The following is an 18,560-nucleotide window of genomic DNA, read 5'->3' on the forward strand; positions in this document are numbered from 1 at the left end:
GAGACAGGGCCTATCCCGATCCGAGCGCGATCGAGGCCGCGGTCAAGGTCCTGTTGAGTGCCGAACGCCCGGTCATCGTCGCCGGTGGCGGTGCGATCACGGCCAACGCGTCGAGCGAACTGACGCGTCTGGCCGAGCGCGTCGGCGCCGCCGTTTCGATCACCTGGAACGGCAAGGGCGCCATCTCGGAAGATCACGAGCTCTTCATTGGAGCAGTCGGCCAGACCGGCACGACCTGCGGCAACAAGATCACTGCTTCCGCAGATGTGGTCGTTTCGGTCGGCTGCCGCTTCACCGACTGGTCGGCATCTTCCTACGCCAAGGGCGTCTCGTTCTCGATCCCTCCAGGTAAGCTGATCCATATTGACCTCGACCCGCGCGAGATCGGCAAGACCTATCCGACCGAGGTGGGGATCGTATCAGACGCAAAGGTGGCCTTGGAGGCGATCCTGGCCCTCATCTCGGAGGGCGATGCTAAGAAGGCTCTGGGCAAACGCGAGCAGTTCCTGGCCGACGTTCAGAAGGCCAAGGCGGACTGGATCGCTCAGGTGTCGCCGCGCGAAAACAGCCGCGAAACGCCTTTCACCTCCCAGCGCCCGCTGGTCGCTTTGCGCAAGGTCCTCGATCGCAACGGTATTGTGGTTGTCGGTTCCGGCAATACCCAGGGCTCGGTGAAGCAAAGCTTCCCTGTCTACGAGCCTCGCACCCACCTGACCTCGGGCTCCTATTCGCCAATGGGCTGGGCGGTGCCGGCGGCGCTGGGGGCCAAGCTCGCATGCCCGGACCGCCAAGTCGTGGCGATCGTTGGCGACGGCGACTTCATGATGTCGCTGCCCGAAATGGGCACTGCCGCGATGAACGGCATCAATGTGGTCTTCCTCGTGCTGAACAATTCGGGATATATGTCGATCCGAGGCGGTCAGCGCAAGTTCATGGGCCGTCACATTGCTTCCGAATTCAACCATCACTCGGGCAATGGTCAGCCTTATTCGGCCGATATCACGGCTTCGGCGCGGGCATTCGGGCTCGAGGCCTGGAAGGTCGAGAAGGATGAAGATCTCGAAAGCAGCCTGAAGGCAGCCTTGGAATGCGGCGGGCCCGCTCTCGTCGAAGTCATCGTCTCGCGCGATGCGGCAGGGCCGTTCGCCACCGGCTGGTGGGATTTCCCCTCGCCAGCCTACTACGAAAAAGAGCAGGCCGCTTACGCCCAGATGCGTGCACGCGAACAGCACCTCTAGCAAAATTGACGCGAGGGTTGGTCATGCGCCGCCCTCGCACTTCGCCATCCACCACATTGATGATGCGGCGCGCAAGCGCCCGCAAACCAAGAGTTATTGCCATGATACGCACCGTCAAGCCCGCCAAAGGCAGTGTCGCAGACGATGGCCAGCCCGCAGTCACCGCGACAGTCCAGGCATTGCTGGCGCAAGTCGAGAAAGGGGGCGACGCGGCAGTGCGCGAATTGTCCATCCGCTTCGACAAGTTCGACCGCGACAGCTATCGCCTGACCAAGGCTGAGATTGACGGATGCATCAACGCGTTGAGCAAACGCGAGCGCGAGGATCTCGATTTCGCCCAGGACCAGATACGCAAATTCGCCGAAGCCCAGCGGGTCACACTTCGCGATCTGGAGATCGAGACGCTACCAGGCGTTATTTTGGGGCATAAGAACATACCGATCCAGAATGTCGGATGTTATGTACCGGGCGGCAAATATCCGCTGCTTGCCTCTGCTCACATGACGGTCTTGACCGCTCGCGTGGCAGGCTGCGAACGCGTCATCACTTGCGCTCCGCCGTTTCGAGGCAAGATCGCCGACAAGATCGTCGCCGCCCAGGCCCTTGCGGGCGCGGACGAAATCTATTGCCTTGGTGGTGTCCAGGCGATCGCGGCCATGGCCTATGGCACTGAGACGATCGCTCCCGTGGATATCCTGGCCGGCCCCGGCAATGCCTACGTCGCCGAAGCGAAACGGCTGCTGTTCGGCGAAGTTGGCATCGATCTGTTCGCCGGTCCGACCGAGACCTTGGTGATTGCTGACGACAGTGTCGACGGTGAGATCGTGGCGACCGACCTGCTTGGCCAGGCGGAGCACGGCGTCAACTCTCCCGCCGTTCTGATCACCAATTCTGAGAAACTTGCCCGCGATACCCTCGATGAGATCGAGCGTTTGCTCAAAATCCTGCCGACTGCGGCTGTCGCCGGCAAAGCCTGGGAAGACTACGGCGAGATCATCCTGTGCGACACGCTGGATGAGATGGTGGCGGAAGCGGATCGCATTGCCTCCGAGCACGTGCAGGTCATGACACGTGATCCGGACTATTTCCTTGAGAGGATGAAGAACTATGGCGCTCTGTTTCTGGGCGCTCGCACCAACGTCTCTTTCGGCGACAAGGTGATTGGAACCAACCACACGCTGCCTACGAACAAGGCAGCCCGATATACAGGCGGTCTGTGGGTCGGCAAGTTCCTTAAAACCTGCACCTACCAGCGGATCGAGACCGATGAGGCGTCCGCCTTGGTCGGCCAGTACAGCTCGCGCCTCTGCATCATGGAAGGTTTCGCCGGCCATGCCGAGCAGTCCAACATCCGCGTCCGCCGCTATGGCCGGCGCAACGTTCCATACGCATCGGCAGCCGAACCGCTCTGATGCGCAACACGCCCCGGCACGCGCCCCACAGGATCGAGCCGGATCATCAAGCCACCAACGCAAGCAACAAGGGGAACTACAATGAAGCTCACCACCATCCTAGCCGCCTCGATCGCCTTCATGCCGGTTGCGGCAATGGCCGAAAGCAAGGGCAAGGTCGAAGGCATTCATCACTGGGTGTCCGAAAGCGAGGTCAAAGCGCTCAAGGTCATCACCGATAAGCTGGCCTCCAAGGGTTACACCTGGGAAGATAGCGCGGTCGGCGGTCTCAGCGGCGCCAACGCGCTGCAGGCATTGCGCACGCGTCTTGCCGCCGGGAACCCCCCGGCAACGATGCAGTTCCTTGGCTATGAAGGGCTCGACTGGGGCAAGCAGGGCGTCCTGCGCTCTCTCAACGATCTCTACACCAAGAACGGCTGGGACAAGGCGCTCGCCCCGCAGCTGCTTGCATTCGTCAAAAACGGAGACGACTTCATTTCCGTGCCGATCAACATGCACAGGCAGAACTGGCTTTGGGCGAACAAGGCCGTTTTCGACAAGGCCGGCGTCAAGGAACCGAAGTCTTGGGATGAGCTGATCGCCGACGGAGACAAGCTCCGGGCCGCCGGTGTGGTCCCGCTCGCCATGGGTGACGAGAGCTGGCAGATCCTCGAGGTCTTCGAGGCAATCCTTGTCGACGTGAACGGGCCCGAATTCTACAAGAAGGCAGTCATCGACCTGGACGAGGGCGCTCTTTCGAGCCCCGAAATGATCGCGACGTTCGACAAGCTTAGGAAGGTCCGCGGACTTGTCGATGACGGCTTCACCGGGCGTGATTGGGCCGTCGCAACGGGCATGGTCGCGGATGGCAAAGCCGCCATGCAGGTCATGGGCGACTGGGCCAAGGGCGAGTTCCTTGCCAAGGGCCTCAAGCCCGGCGTCGATTTCCTCTGCTTCCCAACGCCGACCGACAAGCCCAACTTCAAGTTCGTGATCGACGCATTTGGCATGTTCAAGGTCGATGATGCTGTGACCACAGCAGGCCAGGACGCCTGGGCAGAATCGATCATGGATCCCGAGGTGCAGAAGCAGTTCAACCTGATCAAGGGTTCAATCCCGGCTCGCTCCGACGTTCCGGTCGACAGTTTCGATGACTGCGCGAAGCGTAGCTATGCTGACCGCGAGGCGGCGGTGAAGAACGGCACGATGCTCGGCGGCCTCACGGAAGGCTTTGCTGCCCAGCCTCAATTCGCCGGCGTCTTCACCGACGTCGTCGGCAAATTCTTCGTCACCGACATGTCGTCCAAGGATGCTGTTCAGGCCCTGGTCGATGGGATCAACAACGCCCGCTAGTCCAGGCCACCAAAGCCCTGCCGGCAATCGTGCCGGCGGGGGCACCGTCCGCAACAATGCTCGGCAATAGCGAGGGTGGTCAGTCCCATGTCGTTCAAAAACAAATTGGACCTATGGCTGCCGCGGCTCGTCCTGTCGCCCAGCCTGCTGGCCGTTCTGATTGCCGTCTATCTCTTCATAGTCTGGACGGCCTGGATCTCGCTATCTTCGTCCCAGATGGTCCCGAAGTTCGACTTCGTCGGGCTTGAGCAATATGTCCGTTTGTGGTCGACCCCGCGCTGGCACACTGCAGTCGCCAATCTCTTCATCTTTACGGCGTTGTTCCTGGCGATCACCATCGCGCTGGGCTTGTTCCTCGCGATTCTGCTCGACCAGAAGGTGAGGGCGGAGGGCTTCCTGCGAGCCGTCTACCTCTATCCCATGGCCTTGTCATTCATTGTCACGGGCACAGCCTGGAAATGGATCCTGAACCCGGACCTCGGCCTGCAGAAGGTCGTCAACGAGCTCGGCTGGACCGGTTTTGTCTTCGACTGGATCACACAACCGAGCTTTGCAATCTACTGCGTGGTGATCGCAGCGGTCTGGCAATCGACGGGGTTCGCGATGGCCATTTTCCTGGCCGGGCTGCGAGCGATCGATACTTCCATCATCAAGGCCGCGCAGATCGAGGGAGCCAGCCTGCCGCGAATCTACGTCAGCGTCATCGTGCCGATGCTGCGCCCGGCATTCCTGAGCGTCATCGTCCTCCTGAGCTATATCTCGATCAAGAGCTTCGACCTGGTGCTCGCCCTCACAAATGCCGGGCCCGGCAGCGCCACCGAAATGCCCTCCACCTTCATGTTCGCCGCAACCTTCAGGCGCAACCAGATGGGCGTAGGTGCCGCCAGCGCCATCATGATGCTGATGACGGTCGCCGCCATCATCGTTCCCTACCTCTATTCGGAATTGAGGGAGGACCGCAATGCGCACTGAAGCACGCTCGGCGCGTCGTTCACACCAGATCGGTCGCCTGTTCATCTATGGCTCGCTGATCGCGCTCGCCGCCTTCTACCTGATGCCGCTTTGGGTGATGATCGTCACCTCGCTCAAGTCGCTGGATGAAATCTATGGCGGCTCCTTCATCGGGGTGCCCCAGGCGATCACCTTCGAAGCCTGGAACAAGGCATGGCAGGAGGCCTGCATTGGCACGGCCTGCACGGGACTGCGGCCATACTTCATCAATTCCATCCTGATGGTCGTGCCCGCCGTCATCCTGTCCACGGGGATAGGCGCGATAAACGGCTATATTCTCACGAAGTGGCGTTTCGCCGGGGCGAACGCGATATTCGGACTGTTGCTGTTCGGCTGCTTCCTGCCGTTCCAGGCCGTTATCTTGCCCATGGCGCAGCTGCTTGGTCGCCTCCACCTTTCCGGCACCATTCCGGGTCTCGTGCTGGTTCACACCGTATACGGCATAAGCTTCACGACCCTGTTCTTCCGGAACTATTTCATCACGATCCCGGACGAACTGACCCGCGCGGCTCAAATCGACGGAGCTGGGTTCTTCCGGATCTTCTTTTCAGTGATGTTGCCGACCGCGCTTCCCATCATCGTGGTCTCTTGCATCTGGCAATTCACGCAGATCTGGAACGACTTTCTTTTCGGCGTGTCGTTCACCGCAGGGCAATCATCGCCGATCACCGTGGCGCTGAACAACATCGTCAACGTGACGATGGGGCGCAAGCAATACAATGTCGACATGGCGGCCGCCATGATTGCCGCCATCCCCACCCTTCTCGTTTACGTCGTCGCGGGACGCTACTTCGTGCGCGGTCTGACCGCCGGCGCCGTGAAAGGCTAGTGCTATGTCAACGCTTGAAATCGATCGGGCCCGCAAGCTCTACGGTGACCTCGAAGTCCTGAAGGAGGTCAGTATCTCCATCGGCACCGGCGACTTCCTGGTGCTGCTCGGCCCTTCGGGTTGTGGCAAGTCCACACTGCTCAACATGATCGCCGGCCTCGAGAACATCTCAGGTGGCGAAATCCGCATCGCCGGCAGGGTTGTCAACGACCTGTCGCCGAAAGACAGGGATATCGCCATGGTGTTCCAGTCCTACGCCCTCTATCCCACGATGACCGTGCGCCAGAACATCGAGTTCGGCATGAAGATCCGCGGCGTGCCGCAAGCCGAGCGGGACAAGGCGGTCAAGACGGCGGCCGACCTGCTCCAGATGACGCATCTTCTGGACAGGAAGCCCTCGCAACTCTCGGGAGGCCAGCGCCAGCGCGTGGCAATGGGGCGCGCGATCGTGCGCCAACCCAAGCTGTTCCTGTTCGACGAACCTTTATCCAACCTGGACGCCAAGTTGCGCGTCGACATGCGAACCGAGATCAAGCGTCTTCATGCACGATTGGGAACCACAATCGTATACGTCACGCATGACCAGATCGAAGCCATGACGCTCGCCACGCGCGTTGCCGTGATGAAGGACGGCGTGGTCCAGCACCTTGACGATCCGCAGTCGGTCTACGACCGGCCGGCGAACGTATACGTGGCCAAGTTCGTGGGCTCGCCCTCCATGAACATCGTTCCGGCGAGACTTGACGTGGAAGACGGTCGGCCAGTCGCGGTGATCGACGTCCCAGGTGGGGCGGCTGCCCGCCTCTCAGGCATCCCTTTGTCTTCACAAGCGGCAGCCAAATACGCTGGGCGCAGTATTCTGCTGGGCGTTCGTCCGGAGTTGTTCAGCGTCGCCGGCGAGCAAGCCGCGCAAGCGGTCACGGTAAACATCGACGTTGTCGAGCCTACGGGCCCCGATACGCTTGCTCTTTTCCAGGCAGGCGGGGTCGAAGTCACAGCTCGTGTGCCGCCAAGGGCCGTGGCAGCCCGCACTTCGGCGACCCTCGCGGTCGATACTGGCAAGATCGTGCTGTTCGATGCCGACAATGAGCAACGCATAGACTGAGGCATCGACGTGGATCAAACAGCTGATATCGTCATTATCGGGTCAGGCATAGGAGGCGCTTCCCTGGCCCATAGCCTGGCCGGCACCGGCAGGCGCATCGTGATTCTGGAACGTGGCGAGCACCTGCGCGACGCGCCCCAGGCGCGCGACGACCGGGCGATATTTCTCGAGGGCTTCTACCGTTCGACCGAAAAGTGGGTTGGCACCGACGGCCAAGCTTTCCTGCCTGGCAATTACTATTATGTCGGAGGCAATTCCAAGTTCTTCGGCGCGGTCATGTACCGCTACAGGCTGGAAGATTTCTCGCCGCGCCCTCACATGGACGGCGCCTCACCTGGGTGGCCGATCACCTATCACGAGCTCGAGCCTTGGTACGAGCGAGCCGAGGCGATTTTCAAGGTGCGGGGTGACCCCACGCAGGATCCCACCGAGCCGCCGCGCACCGGTCCTTACCGTTTTCCGTCGGTACCCGACGAGCCGGCCATAGCGGCCGTGCGCGCTCGCTTGAAAGAGGCGGGGATCCATCCAGCCAGCCTTCCCCTGGCTATCGACATCAATGAGTGGCTTCGCCGCGCAAAGACCGGTTGGGATGCGTTTCCCAACACGGGTTCCGGCAAGATCGACGCCGAAGTTGGACCGCTGACTGCCGCGTTGAACAGCAGCAACGTCAGTCTCGTGACCGGGGCCAATGTCGTGCGGCTGGAAACCGACCCGATGGGTCGCAAGGTGACTGCCGCAGTGTTTCTAAAGGATGGTGTTGAGCGGCGGATCAGCGCTGGTATCTTCGCCGTTGCGGCCGGCGCGGTCCAGAGCGCGGCGCTCTTGCTGCGCTCGGCGAATGCCGCACATCCGCGCGGGCTGGCCAACGGCTCCGACCAACTCGGCCGCAACTTCATGAACCACAATACCACCGCCATGCTGGCGATCGATCCGCGGTCGGCCAATACGTCGGTCTACCAGAAGACCCTGGCATTCAACGACTTCTATAACGCCGATCCGGAAACAGGTTTCCCGCTTGGCAACGTGCAATTGCTTGGACATATCACCGGTAACATCCTCAAGGCCAACGCGCCCTTGCTTCCACGGTGGCTGGCGGGGCTGATAGCCCGCAATTGCTATGGCTGGTTCTTGACCAGCGAGGACCTGCCCAATCCAGAGAGCCGGGTCACGGTTCAGAATGGCCGCATCGTCATGCATTGGGTTCGCAGCAACATGCGAGCGCACGAGCTGCTGATCCGCAGGACGCGAGGTGTGATGCGAAGGGCGGGCTTCCCCATCGTTCTTACTCGAACCTTCGGCAGAAAGACGACTTCGCACCAGTGTGGCACTGCCAGGCTTGGAAGCGATCCGGAGACGTCGGTTGTGTCGCCTGATTGCCGTTCCCACGAAATTGCAAACCTCTATGTAACCGACGCTTCTGTGCTTCCGACATCCGCGGCCGTCAACCCGGCACTGACTATCGCGGCGCTCGCCATCAAGGCTGGCGCCGTCATCAGCCGGTCGTGAGGACCTCATCTTAGTATCCAGACTTGTGAATCTTGCACCTGCGTGGGTGACGCCCGAGGTCTTGGCTGAGCGGAGTTAGCAACCATGATTGCCGACCGTATCGAAACGGATCTGATCGGACCGCTCGCTGTACCGGGCCACGTGCTCTATGGCGTGCACACCCGTCGAGCAGAACAGAACCTCGATGTGTCCGGGCTGCGGCTGAAGGATTTTCCCGAGTTCATCCAGTCGATGGCGATGGTGAAAAAGGCTGCTTGTCTTGCAAACATGGAACTCGGACTGCTCTCGCCCGAAAAGGCCCAGGCTATCTCAGATGCGTGCGGCGATATCATCGAACTGAAGGGGATCGAAGAAAACTTCCCGGTTGACATGATGCAGGGAGGGGCCGGTACGTCGACAAACATGAACGTCAACGAGGTTGTGACCAACCTGGCCCTGATCAAACTCGGCGCCAAAATTGGCGATTACGCAAGGCTGCACCCCAACGACGACGTAAACCTTTCCCAGTCGACAAACGATGTGTATCCGACCGCAATCCGTCTGACGGTTTTGCGGGCCTGCGACGGGCTCGTATCGGCACAAGTCAATTTGCGTGATGCGTTTCGCGCCAAGGCGCTCCAGCACGCGAATGAGCTCAAGGTTGGCCGAACTCAGCTTCAGGACGCGGTGCCCATGACAGTTGGGCAGGAGTTCGGAGCCTTTGCTGAACTCATCGACGAAGATATCGTCCAACTTCAGTCGGTCGCGAGATTGTTGTTGGAAATCAACCTTGGGGGCTCGGCGATCGGCACCTCGATTAACGTGCCCCGCGAGTTCCCAGGCATCGTTTGCGGTCATCTGTCGCGAATATCAGGCATTCAGCTTGTTGCTGCCCGTAATTTCATCGAGGCAACGTCGGACACCGGCGGCTTCGTTTCCTTTTCGGGCATGCTGAAGCGCATTGCGGTCAAGCTCACCAAGATCTGCAACGATTTGCGCCTGCTTAGCAGTGGGCCGCTTGGCGGACTGGGCGAGATTCGATTGCCACCCGTGCAGGCCGGCTCTTCGATCATGCCGGGTAAAATCAATCCCGTCATTCCTGAGATGGTGAACCAACTCAGCTTCCAGGTGATTGGCCACGATCTTACCGTGACACTGGCCGCAAGCGCGGGCCAGCTTCAGTTGAATGCAATGGAGCCGGTGATCGTCTTGAACATCCTGCAATCCATGCGGTTGTTGACGAGAGGAATGCGGATTTTCAAAGAGCGCTGCGTGGACGGGATCGAAGTCGATTTTGATCGTTGCAGAGCGCTGCTTGATCAATCCCTCGTTCTGGCAACGCCCTTAGCAAAACTGATCGGCTACGGCAAAGCAGCCGAATTGTCCAAGCGCGCTTTGGCAGGCAAGAGGACCTTACGCCAAGTCGTTGAAGAAGCGGGGGTTCTGCTTCCCGACCAGGTTGAGCATATTTTTGGCAACAGCGCTGAGTTCGCTGGTCTCCCCGACGCCTCCCCGGCTTGAAGATTGGAAGACTGTCTCGCAAGTGATGACCGGGACATCCCGGTCGTCGGGCTTGGCGCAGCGGATGCCGTTCGCACAGCGCCAAATGGGTAAGGCGCCGCTCGCAAGAGACTGCTGGCCCTTACGTCAGCTGGTCAGGACCTGTCGTGGACGGCGATGACAGCCTTGATCAGCCCAGCCTTCTCGCGTGACCAGCGCGCAATGTCGTGAGGGCTCTTGGCCAGAGTGGTCCGGTGGGTCACGAGCCTGGTAATCGGTATTTCGCCGTCCCGGATCGATGCGGCGACCTGATCGAAATCGCTCCTGGTGGCGTTACGGCTGCCGATCACCGTCATCAAGAGCAGAGCCGAGATCGTGCCTCACTTACCCGTCCATTCGCGAATACGGCGCACGACCTCAGTTGTCGAGATGCCGTACCGATCGTGAAGTGTCGGCAGAGCACCGGCGTCCAGAAACTCGTCGGGAAGGGCGATCTGCCGAAAGGCGGGTGTCACGCCCTCGCGCATAAGCAATGCGGCGACACTTTCACCCAGTCCGCCTATGACGGTGTGGTTTTCCGCCACCACCACCAGCCGGCCAGCTTGGCGCGCGGCCGCAAGAATTCTCTCATTGTCCAGCTGAGATTGCCTCGGATAGTTTGTCGAACCCAGCCTTCTTCCCCGAAGCCCGTCGGCAGAAAAGGCGGACCCGGTATTCCCTGGTCCGCCTTTTTGCGTCCTTCTAATGGCGAGTTCGCGGGTAAGCCTTACGTCTTCGTTGCGGGGGAGAAAATGGAAAAGCGAAACGAACGGCGTACTGCGGCAGGAATCGGTGCAGAAAGGCCCACGCAAAGTCCCCACATCTTCGTCGGTCGCTCACTCCCCGGCGGGTGGCGATGTCAAACAAGGTCGCCAGCGTGTACACCCGCCGGACATCCGCTCGCCTTCCAACTCGGAATTCACCTAGGAACACGTCATCCTCCAAGCTTCGACCTGACGTTCCAGCGTCGTCCGTTACCGTGCTGCTCGAATGAGAAACTCGGTGCTGCGTCGAAATTGGTACAGATGGCGATACTTGCTCGATTGCTAAAATAGTGAAATTTTCGCCTCGAGTGCCTGGAAGCAGGATTGGGGAGATGTACTTTCCTCAGTTTCTGGTCGGAATGCTGATCACGTCGAGCGTAGTCGGAACCTGGGCCTATGAGGCCACGGGGTCCGTCTGGATGAGCATTGCCTGGAGCCTCCTAGCCGCGCTTCTGTTGCAGGTCGGCTATCTCGCGATTGTGTTCAGGCTTGTATATGGTCGGCGACACTCCGAGCCGAAGGCGAAGGAGACCGATCCGGACGCTGCCAAGCAACAATCCCTTCCACATCAGCCACGACATACGGACGGCCGCTGACCAACTGCCGGCTTGGGCGTTCTCGTCCCTGCTTTTTTGGAGACCCGTAGCGTCCGCGCATGCCCCCGTATGTGTCCGATCACAAGATTCCCGCCACATTGCCGACCTTTGGTTAGCGTCGCTCCCGGGTAACATGCAACAATTGCTGGAGTCGGACCGGCAGGTGCGGCGAGGCCTGCAATTCGGTACAGCTCTTTTTCCATCGGCGGAGATATTCGGCGATTGGAACCCCGCTGCGGCCAGGCCAGCGGTTGAGCGCGCCCAGCGCCTCAACGCAATCGGGAACCTGTTCGTATTCTGCGAGAATGGTCGGGCACATTGCTTGCGCGAACGGATTGAGACCTGGAACTTCGATCTCGTTTCGGTGGTCGGCGAACCACGTCGCAGCATCTCGGGTAAGTCCCTGGCTGTCGGCGAGCGCGGTATAGCGTTTGATTATGTTCCCACGATATTCGGCAATGGCATCGCCGAAAGCGTTGTCACCTGCGAAAGGCGGGTCCTGTTTCCAGTCTTTCGCCAGGCGTCCCAGGCCTCGCAGCGAGAAGGCCTCCACCATGGCTTCCTCCAGCCATTGGCAAGGCGGTGCCGGCTTCGCATCGGCCTGCCAGCTGTTGGCAAGCACATGGCCGAGTTCATGGCCGAACTGGTAGGCAAGCTTCGACCAGTCCCGTTCGCCGATGTCGACAATGATCCAGGCCATACTGCTGCCGTCGGGATGCAGCCAGATCGCCGGCTGTCCGGTGCCATGGCGGTCGACGCGGAGCCTTGCCGGCTGGCGATCAGACAGCAGTCGGACGCCGTCTAGGCAGGCGCGCCGCGCCTTTTCAACGACCTGTTCTGCCGCTTGCGGGAGCATGCGGCCCCAATTGCCCGCGAGTTCGAGCGGGGCGGACAGAAGCGTCGCGGGTGTCTTATTCCGGGGGGATGGCATAGCTGCATAGCCCGGGTCCAGGATGGCCGAAAACTTTGCCATTGCGGTAGCCGATGCTGCCGCAACGATGATGCCAACCGCCAAATCTCGGCGCCTCATAGCCTCTCCAGTTGCCGGACGCAAATCCTCCAAAAGTTCGAATGCCTGGTCCAAGCCGTCTCGCCAGCTACCACCGATCCGGCTAGACTTGAAGTTCTCTCAAGTGGAGGCCGGGGCGCAAGCTGGTTCGCTCGATGCAAAGTGAGTGAATGGACGAACCATCGCCAAAATGGGGCTAAAAGCGTCATGTCGGAGATTTATGTAATCAATCTCGATCGAAGTGTCGGGCGGCTGGATAAATTTCGCAAGTTGAACTCGCACCTGCCGGAAGTCCGGAGGTTCTCCGGATTTGACGGAAAATCCATCGACCGCGACAAGCTGATAGAGCGTGGGGTTATCAGTTCGGATTTGGAGTATGCGCCTGGGAGTCTGGGCTGCGCCATCTCGCACGTGACGCTCTGGAGAGAGGCCGTCGGTCGGCACAAGGTGATAACGGTTGCCGAAGATGATGCGATCTTCTCTCGCGAGTTCGAACGACATACGAACGCGCTCTTGGCGAACATCCCGGCCGATTGGGATTTCATCCTGTGGAGTGCAAGTCTGCGATGCTATGCCTGGCTAGATGCCCTTCCTGGCGGAACCGGTGCCAGGCTGGAGTTCTTTCCGGGCGAAGTCATGACGCATATTGCTGACTTCCAGGAGGCGGAAATCGAACCTGCTCTGCTTCGAGCGCGCTATCTGCTCGGCACGGTTTGTTACTCCGTCTCGCCACGTGGCGCGCGCGCGCTGTTGGAGTGGTGCCTTCCGATACGGCCGATGATCGTGGATTTTGCAGGCTTCGGCCTAAGGCTGAACAATGCAGGCATCGATTGCATCATGGCGGGCGTGATGCCCTCGCTCAACGCCTATGTGTGCTTGCCGCCGCTTGTCATCAGTGACGAACGGCCGGAGGAATCGGTACGGATCAATACGTGAGCGACAGGCTGGCGTTGACCGCAGTCGGCCAGTCCGTCCCATCAGGCAACCGATAGCCTTTTCACCGAACACCTTCTTCGCCGAGCGGCGCTGCTCGATCTTCGTGCCGGCGCCGAATGAAGAAATCGAGGTTGTTCCTGAGACGCTCATTGCCCGGGTCAAGCTCGAGCGCCATCTGCCCCCATTCCACAGCACGGTCCATCGCATTCAGGTGCCATGAGGCGATGGCGCCCAGATCAAACAGCCGAAAGCCCCAGCAGTTCGGGTCATCGAGATAGCTTCCGGTGCGACGGGTGTTTTCGATTCCGTTGCTGCACGCCCAGAACAGATTCAACCAGTCGGCCCTGCCGTGGAGTTCCTCCGCAAGGTCGGCCCAGATCTCGCGCCGATGCGGCGCTTCCATTCGCGCTTTGTCCAACCACACCAATCTCTGGTCCGGCATCATGCGTGCGATGTAGCGCATCGCTTCTGACCGTTCCTCGCCCCAGGTGCTTGTCGGCAAGCCAAGGTAGCGCTCAAGCAATTGAACGGCCTCGTCGGGCCGGTTGGCCCACATCAGGTCCCGCCCGAGCCAGAAACACATCTGTGCGTCGTCGGGATCTTCCTTGTAGGCAACCTCCATCAGAGGCAGGTAGCTGCTCCTGGTTGGCTTGGCCAGGTCCTGCACCTCGAACATGACCAGGTCGTTGCTGGTCGTGACCACCTCCCTTTCTCCGGTGAAGACGAGGGCCTCATGGACGGGGCGCTTGAAGCGATATCCCCAGCGATGGTGAAAATTCTTGGTGGCCCATTGCCGCAACGGTCTGGGGTCGCCGACACTCGCTCTATAGATCGTCTGGCAATAGAGGGCTGTCGTTTCGGGTCTCCAGGCCGCCTCCAGCTTGGGGCGCCAGCCGGGCTCGAGGAAACGGTCCATGTCCATCGTGCAGCACACGTCGACGTCGGCGGGGATGAGTGCCAGGGCGGCATTTCGGGCGTCATCGAAGCGCCATGGGCGGACCGCGATCCGGTGCACGGTAACGCCGGCGTTGATCAGTCGGGATACCGTGTCGTCGGTGCTGCCGGTGTCGGCGACTATCCGATAGTCGGCGCCGACGGCCGAATTTGCCCACCTCTCGACATGTGCGGCTTCGTTCAACGCGATGGTGTAGACCGCTATCTTCAAGGAAGGGGTCCGCGATTGGACGCAGTCGCTAAGCGACCTCCCGCTGAACGGCTGGACTCGCCCGAACCCGACCGCGCCGCCCTGTGACGCTCATCGAACAAGGCCGACGCCTCCGCGCTTGCGGATCGCCACTAGCCCTCCGAGCAATTTTGCCTGGCTAAGCTCGAAGTGGCTGTCGAAGAACCGGATTTCGGCAAACTGATCGGCAAGGTCGCTGATACCGACCGGGTCGATTGATCGGGCCGTGCCGTGCTGTTGGATTTCTCGCAAGATATGCTTGGTGAGTGTGATTTCACCGGCATTTTCGCCTGTTGGCTGCCAGTCGAGGTCTTCGATGAAATACCATCCACCCTCTGCGAGCAGCGGGAAGAATTCGCGAAGCGTCAGTTGCTCGTCGAACGAGGCGTGGCTGCCGTCGTCGATAATCACGTCAAGCGAGCCCGGTTCCAGCTTCGCCGCGACGGAGCGCAGATCCTCCAGCTTGGATTGATCGCAAACGAAAGACTTGAACCTCCCATTGTTGAACTGAGAAAAATCCGTCAGGTCGACACCGATCACCTCGGCGTAAGGAAAATAGGACTGCCAGAGCGCGACCGAGGGCGTCTCGGACTGGTTGCCTTCCGCCGCGATGCGACAGAGGCCGATCTCTAATAGCCTCCGCATGGAAAGTCTCCGGCTCGACAGCAGCCGCTCGTAGACGCGTGCGTAAGCATGCCGGTTGCCGGTATGGCGGTTCTTGTCGGTGTTGAAGCGATCAGCAAGATCGATGAGTGTGGGAAAGCTCCGCAGCGGCTCGACCAGCAAGGAGATGAGCGGCGCTCCTTCCCCGCCCGAGCGAGCCTCATTTCGTGCCGTCCACAGGTGTGTTCCGAAGACACGCTCATCATTCAGGTAGACAGCCACATCGGCGAGCGGCTTTTCGAACTCGCCTATCTCGGTCCAATCGATCGCGTTAAAGAACATTGGCCCGAAGACCCAATCGCGCAGATCGGCGCCTTGATCCGAAGCGATGTAGTCGGAGAGCAGTTTCGGGCCGATCTCGCCGAACCCCTTGCCGCTTGCACCGAAGAAGCGCTCGATTGACATCTCGTAGAGCGCTCTCAAATGGGGGCTGAAGGCTTCGGCATAGATGACGTTGCCGCAGACGAAGTGGCCTTGGTGCCCGCCGCGCCATTGCAGATTGAAAAAGTAATCGCCGCGGAACGGAAACGGTCGCAGCATGACCACGTCGCAATCCATCCACAACCCGCCATGTTCGTAAAGCACGGCGTAGCGAAAGGCGTCGCTGAAATAGCGGATCTCGGAGCCGGCGACCATTCGCTCGAACAAGCTGCGCGGCATCACGTCATCCGCGGCGCGTACCTCGACGCCGAGCGGCACGAGGAATTGAAGCTTGTTCGGCGAGTAGCTCCAGACCCTCACGGGATGGCCTGCGGCGCGCATCGACGTGGTGGCGGCAATCAAGGTCAGATGCTTCGCAGTGTCGGAAAGCACCTCGTAAAAGCAGTGGATCTGAGGCAGCGCGGCATCTCCCCTGTCCAGGAAGGGGGCTATCCGGCTATCGAACGCCCAGGATTGATCGCGACGCTCATGCGGCGAGTCTGCGAAGCGAAGGAACGGCGCCAGCTCGAGCAGGACCTCCTCTGTGCCTTTCGCATTGCCGGAGAGGACAATCCTGCTCGCCTCCTTCGGGAGTCCGCTGTCAGGCCGGGTTTGTTGATGGAGGTCGCCGGGTTCTTTGCGCTGCTGGGCCGCCGCAATTTGTATGGTCGCACCGTCCGCCGACGTCGTCGCAAGTGAGCTCCAATATGCCTCGCTTGCGAACAAATAGTCGGTCCTCTCCAGCAGCGAGCTTACCTCCGAGGCATCGACGGCGGCGATCCACGCTTCGCTCTCGGCGACGCCGTACGAAATCAGCAGGCGCTCGTCTTTTGGGTGCCAGGCTAGGCCGGCGGCAAATTCACCCCCCTTTTCATTGAAGAAGAACGGCCGGCTGATCTTTGCCAAGCAACCTGTTTCGTCCAACCAGACGAAGCGGTGCTGGCAGTATGGCTGAGCCCCGTCCGGCCTTGCCCGCGTCTCGTGCGCGAGTGTCAGCCATCCGCCTTCGAAGGCAATCGCCTGGGTGCCTCCCTTGAGCTCGTCGGCAGCGACGGAAGACGGCTTTTCCGATATCGTCTGCCCTTGATCGCCGACAATGCGGATGGAATCACCCACAGAAAGGAACTGCAGCCGCTCCCGGTCGGTGCCGATGCCAGCCGGCTTGACGAGGGGGAGCCAGTTGTTGCCGTTCATCTTCGCACCGATCGGCCGGAGCACTCGCCAGTCAGTCATCCGGTATGGTGCAGGCCCGCCATGGTCGATGCGCGCGATGACCGGTTCGCCTTCTGCGGCCGACGCGCGCATATAGGCGCTGCTCCACAATTGCCCCTCCCAGGCAAACGGACGCATGGCCTCGAGGCCGCAGCCGTAAGCAGGTCGCGGCAAGTCGGTCGGCTGTGAAATCTCGTCGGCCGACGCGATCCCGAATTCGCTGTCGATGCGCAGCAAGAAATTGCGTGTGTGCACCGCCGCTCGATCCGGCGCTCGAGCCCGGAGGTCCTCTTCCGCCGCCGCCAAGGTGATGGCCCCCTGCAACACTACGATCTGGTTGTCCCAGCGAGCCACGGACGGGTTTGAGAGCCGATAGCCCTCGGGCGGCACGAAGGCGACCGGTTGCGCAGTGAACGATGGCATCATCGTCTTGGCGGGCTCGATGTAGAAGAACAGGTTGGAGCGCGCCAGATCGCGGGAACCGTCGGCGATGCTGCGGCTCAGCGCCAGCCAATTGCACACTGCGAACCCGCGGTCCTTGCGCAATGGATCGCTGGCGTAGTTTGCCGCGATCGCGTATTCCTCGCGAAGGCCCGTCGTGTAGATGAAATCCTCGAGAAACAGGATGTCTTGCTCCGGTTTCCTGATCGCCAGACCGGCTTCCGAAAACAGCACGCTGGCGTCATTCATCCCCTTCTCGCGATGGAACCGCGCGAGGTCGTAGAGGGGTTCGGTACGTTGCGGGCGCTGATTGAAGGCAGCAAGCGCCTGGCGAATGAAGCCTGCGTCGTCCCCGAGCTTTCTTAGGCAGCGCGCCTCCTGCAGCCGGGCGTTCCATGCTTCCTCGTCCCAGCCGCCCATCGCCGCGCGTTTGGCGTAGGCCACCGCCGCCTCGGCCGTGCGTCCGGCGTCGCGGTAGGACTGTGCCAGGTAAAACCAGTATCGGTGGTTCTCCGGGTCTTTCTCCAGCGCCTCCAGCAGGAGCTTGATGTCGCGCTCGAACTTGTCGACGCGGTTCGATCCGGTGGCGTGGTCCTTGTACCAAACGCCCTGCAGTTCCTTCACGTCGCCGGGAACGTCGAGATATTCATGCGTCACGCCACGGTAGCGGGCGCCGGCATCGCGCCTGACGATGCGGGTGTTCCAATAGGCGAGGTCGGAACCGGATCGCTGGAGCAGCCGATAGCCGGGACAGTCGAGCTGCGCTCGGAAGCCCGCGTCCTCGACGACCAACTCCATGTCGGCGTCGTCGAAAAGCAGATAATCATAGACGAGCGACGAAGCATATGCATGATCGAGCGCGGCGTTGCGGGCCTGCTCGAAATTTTCGAAGGGGAACTGATGCAACTCCCCGGGCAGGTCGCGATCGGCGAAGAAAGCCCTGATGTAATCCTGGGTCCCGTCGGTCGACCCGGTGTCGCCGATGACCCAGCAGTCGATGTGGTCGACAACCGCCCCCAGACAGCGCTGCAGGTTCGCCATCTCGTTCTTGACGATCATGTTCAGGCAAAGTCGCTTGCCCGTGGTCATCCGTGAAATTGCCATCTCTCGCTCTGACGTTGCGCGACGTTCAGCAATGCCATTCTTCGTGCCGCGGATTAATTCGCGGAGCCGTCTCGAAGCTCCTATTGTCTACTTGTCCCGCCACCGGAGCGGCTAAGGTCCTCAGACGATCTCCGCCCACTTCACCGCCATTTGCCGAGCGACGTCAAGATCGACGAAGCGGTGGTTGGCGTCGACCCATCGCCACGCCGAAACGGGATAGCGGGAGCTCGATCCCGATCACGTTTCTGGGTTTGACGCAAGTTGCCGGGTGAGGTTAAGTT

Annotated in this window: 12 protein-coding genes and 2 pseudogenes; 9 read left to right on the top strand and 5 right to left on the bottom strand. The window is 60.6% G+C overall.

The genetic code is table 11. The features are described 5' to 3' along the window. The 8 genes from EOA60_RS01500 to EOA60_RS01535 all read left to right on the top strand — a co-directional run. On the top strand, nt 1-1,238 hold a 1,238-nt coding region (locus EOA60_RS01500), incomplete at its 5' end, for a thiamine pyrophosphate-binding protein (protein ID WP_164899160.1). A 101-nt stretch (nt 1,239-1,339) separates the two neighbouring features. Beyond that, on the top strand, nt 1,340-2,650 hold the full coding sequence (gene hisD, locus EOA60_RS01505; RefSeq protein ID WP_095826380.1) for a histidinol dehydrogenase: 1,311 nt from the start codon (nt 1,340-1,342) through the stop codon (nt 2,648-2,650). 81 nt (nt 2,651-2,731) lie between these two features. After that, nucleotides 2,732-3,982 carry an ABC transporter substrate-binding protein gene (locus tag EOA60_RS01510; RefSeq protein ID WP_095826379.1) on the top strand — a complete coding sequence of 417 codons (1,251 nt, stop codon included), beginning with the start codon at nt 2,732-2,734 and terminating at the stop codon, nt 3,980-3,982. 87 nt (nt 3,983-4,069) lie between these two features. Further along, the gene (locus tag EOA60_RS01515) at nt 4,070-4,954 is read left to right on the top strand and encodes a sugar ABC transporter permease (RefSeq protein ID WP_164748139.1); all 885 of its coding nucleotides are present in this window, start codon (nt 4,070-4,072) and stop codon (nt 4,952-4,954) included. Then, complete coding sequence (locus EOA60_RS01520; RefSeq protein WP_067330598.1) at nt 4,944-5,822, top strand: carbohydrate ABC transporter permease; 879 nt, start codon at nt 4,944-4,946, stop codon at nt 5,820-5,822. Before EOA60_RS01515 ends, EOA60_RS01520 begins: the two co-directional genes overlap by 11 nt. A 4-nt stretch (nt 5,823-5,826) precedes the next feature. Next, complete coding sequence (gene ugpC / locus EOA60_RS01525; protein ID WP_095826377.1) at nt 5,827-6,927, top strand: sn-glycerol-3-phosphate ABC transporter ATP-binding protein UgpC; 1,101 nt, start codon at nt 5,827-5,829, stop codon at nt 6,925-6,927. Nucleotides 6,928-6,936: 9 nt separating this feature from the next. Then, nucleotides 6,937-8,433, top strand: coding sequence for a GMC family oxidoreductase (locus EOA60_RS01530; protein WP_095826376.1), 1,497 nt, complete (start codon nt 6,937-6,939; stop codon nt 8,431-8,433). An 84-nt stretch (nt 8,434-8,517) separates the two neighbouring features. Further along, on the top strand, nt 8,518-9,933 hold the full coding sequence (locus EOA60_RS01535; RefSeq protein ID WP_127334750.1) for an aspartate ammonia-lyase: 1,416 nt from the start codon (nt 8,518-8,520) through the stop codon (nt 9,931-9,933). A 134-nt stretch (nt 9,934-10,067) separates the two neighbouring features. Here EOA60_RS01535 and EOA60_RS01540 read toward each other — a convergent pair. The 3 genes and pseudogenes from EOA60_RS01540 to EOA60_RS01555 form a co-directional block, all read right to left on the bottom strand. Continuing rightward, nucleotides 10,068-10,268: pseudogene (locus tag EOA60_RS01540) on the bottom strand (dehydrogenase); the annotation flags it as partial. Nucleotides 10,269-10,292: 24 nt separating this feature from the next. Continuing rightward, nucleotides 10,293-10,550 (bottom strand): annotated as a pseudogene (locus EOA60_RS01545) (transketolase C-terminal domain-containing protein); the annotation flags it as partial. Between the two features lie 873 nt (nt 10,551-11,423). Continuing rightward, nucleotides 11,424-12,284: a hypothetical protein gene (locus tag EOA60_RS01555; protein WP_095826394.1), complete on the bottom strand. Its 861-nt coding sequence runs from the start codon at nt 12,282-12,284 to the stop codon at nt 11,424-11,426. A gap of 243 nt (nt 12,285-12,527) precedes the next feature. Between EOA60_RS01555 and EOA60_RS01560 the strand changes: the two genes are divergently transcribed. After that, nucleotides 12,528-13,256, top strand: coding sequence for a glycosyltransferase family 25 protein (locus EOA60_RS01560; protein ID WP_095826375.1), 729 nt, complete (start codon nt 12,528-12,530; stop codon nt 13,254-13,256). Nucleotides 13,257-13,317: 61 nt separating this feature from the next. Here EOA60_RS01560 and EOA60_RS01565 read toward each other — a convergent pair whose 3' ends face one another. After that, entirely contained in the window at nt 13,318-14,421 is a 1,104-nt protein-coding gene (locus tag EOA60_RS01565) for a glycosyltransferase (RefSeq protein WP_095826374.1), read from the bottom strand. Nucleotides 14,422-14,511: 90 nt separating this feature from the next. Continuing rightward, complete coding sequence (locus tag EOA60_RS01570) at nt 14,512-18,264, bottom strand: glycosyltransferase (protein WP_095826373.1); 3,753 nt, start codon at nt 18,262-18,264, stop codon at nt 14,512-14,514. Nucleotides 18,265-18,560 lie beyond the last annotated feature (296 nt).

Origin of the sequence: Mesorhizobium sp. M1A.F.Ca.IN.020.06.1.1, from assembly GCF_004023265.1 — a bacterium.
Lineage (GTDB): Bacteria > Pseudomonadota > Alphaproteobacteria > Rhizobiales > Rhizobiaceae > Mesorhizobium.

Excerpts from the sequence above, each read along its gene's own strand:
- hisD (WP_095826380.1), top strand. The coding sequence starts at position 1,340 with ATGATACGCACCGTCAAGCCCGCCAAAGGCAGTGTCGCAGACGATGGC.
- EOA60_RS01510 (WP_095826379.1), top strand. The coding sequence starts at position 2,732 with ATGAAGCTCACCACCATCCTAGCCGCCTCGATCGCCTTCATGCCGGTT.
- EOA60_RS01515 (WP_164748139.1), top strand. The coding sequence starts at position 4,070 with ATGTCGTTCAAAAACAAATTGGACCTATGGCTGCCGCGGCTCGTCCTG.
- EOA60_RS01520 (WP_067330598.1), top strand. The coding sequence starts at position 4,944 with ATGCGCACTGAAGCACGCTCGGCGCGTCGTTCACACCAGATCGGTCGC.
- ugpC (WP_095826377.1), top strand. The coding sequence starts at position 5,827 with ATGTCAACGCTTGAAATCGATCGGGCCCGCAAGCTCTACGGTGACCTC.
- EOA60_RS01535 (WP_127334750.1), top strand. The coding sequence starts at position 8,518 with ATGATTGCCGACCGTATCGAAACGGATCTGATCGGACCGCTCGCTGTA.
- EOA60_RS01555 (WP_095826394.1), bottom strand. The coding sequence starts at position 12,284 with ATGGCAAAGTTTTCGGCCATCCTGGACCCGGGCTATGCAGCTATGCCA.
- EOA60_RS01560 (WP_095826375.1), top strand. The coding sequence starts at position 12,528 with ATGTCGGAGATTTATGTAATCAATCTCGATCGAAGTGTCGGGCGGCTG.
- EOA60_RS01570 (WP_095826373.1), bottom strand. The coding sequence starts at position 18,264 with ATGACCACGGGCAAGCGACTTTGCCTGAACATGATCGTCAAGAACGAG.